General features: G+C 28.3%; 1 protein-coding gene and 2 pseudogenes. All 3 read right to left on the bottom strand.

The window, feature by feature from the left end; all coding sequences use genetic code 11:
* Positions 1-256 (bottom strand): annotated as a pseudogene (locus tag FTV31_RS16920) (hypothetical protein); the annotation flags it as partial.
* Between the two features lie 386 nt (positions 257-642).
* On the bottom strand, positions 643-1,020 hold the full coding sequence (locus FTV31_RS16915) for a hypothetical protein (RefSeq protein WP_179997592.1): 378 nt from the start codon (positions 1,018-1,020) through the stop codon (positions 643-645).
* A gap of 2 nt (positions 1,021-1,022) precedes the next feature.
* Positions 1,023-1,340 (bottom strand): annotated as a pseudogene (locus FTV31_RS16910) (hypothetical protein); the annotation flags it as partial.

The following is a 1,340-nucleotide window of genomic DNA, read 5'->3' as shown; positions in this document are numbered from 1 at the left end:
TAACTGCTAAACCGTTATTAACACCAAGTTCTTTTTCTTTCTTTTCTAAAACTGTTCCAGATTTTTTATTTCCAAACCAATCAGTTTCTGAAAGAATATTCTCATTTACGATGTAAGTTTCTTTGCCCTCTTTATATATTTCTAAAACTCTTGGATATTTCGTATCTTCAAGTTGCCAATAACCAATATATTTATCGTGAGGCTTGGAACATGCTGTTAAAGCCAAAGCAATTAAAGTAAGGAAAAATATTTTCATGATTTTCTCAGAGAAATTAGATTTTAAAAGGTCATGAGAATAGAATATTTTTCAAGTATCTCTAAGGACATAAAAAACCAGATTTGTATAGCTAAAGTAATGAAAAAAAAGACTATTATGTAATTTAAATCTCTAGACTATTTTATAATAAATTATTTATCTAATAAATCGATCACTATCTTTGATGTTATCTGTTTTATATATTTTTGATTTTTTATATATTGTTCTTAAGCAAGGCAGAAAGTTAATGAAATCATTTATGACCTATCCAGCCGCGTGATTTAGAGTCTATTTTTATCTCAGCCAAACCTCGGCTGGGATTTTTTGCCTGAAATTTCGTATAAGAGATTTTATGTTAAATAAAAGGAAAAAGTGCTTTTAAAAGATTACAGACTAGTAACTAAATTAATTTGATCTAATATTTTTTTGCAGTTTTCAATAGATTCCTTAGCTGATATTTCTGTCACTTTATCCTCTAACTTATAATCTGCAATAATACGTAATTGATGGAAGCTAACTAGTCGATATGCTATAGCTTTCAATTGTTTATTTGCCGGACGTAATTCTATTAAAGTCTGCCGTAAGGATGCATGAGTTCCACCTTTATAGGCATTCACAGGAATGCCTAAGGAATTGGATTTTTCATTAAGTTTATGAAATGCACAGTAATAACTACGGCTTATTATCTGACGATAATCAATTTCTGAAATTGGAGTAATAGAAATGATTTTTTGTGCAAAATTTAAAAATTCTATGCTATCCACGACTATCCTAATTCATTGCTTTTAAAATTTTCAGCCGTAAATATTATAGGATATTTAATAAGCTCTTCATACTCATAACTATCTAATAAGTCTAAAAATTTATCATTCATACCATCATTTAACAGCATAACTGTTTCTAGATCCAAATCGGTATTGAATAGTATTGTAGAAATTTGACTATCATTCACTTCTATAAATCTATTAACTTGATTATTACAGTGTGTGAAGAAGACAGAAAAAGCTACTTTCAATACATCTCTATACAAATCGAGATTTAGATTTGTATTTTCTATAATTTCTTGACGCGTCTCATTTAAGCT

Origin of the sequence: Acinetobacter sp. YH16031 (assembly GCF_013417335.1) — a bacterium.
Lineage (GTDB): Bacteria > Pseudomonadota > Gammaproteobacteria > Pseudomonadales > Moraxellaceae > Acinetobacter.
Note: the sequence above shows the minus strand (reverse complement) of the source record. Positions and strands in the feature narration are given on the sequence as shown.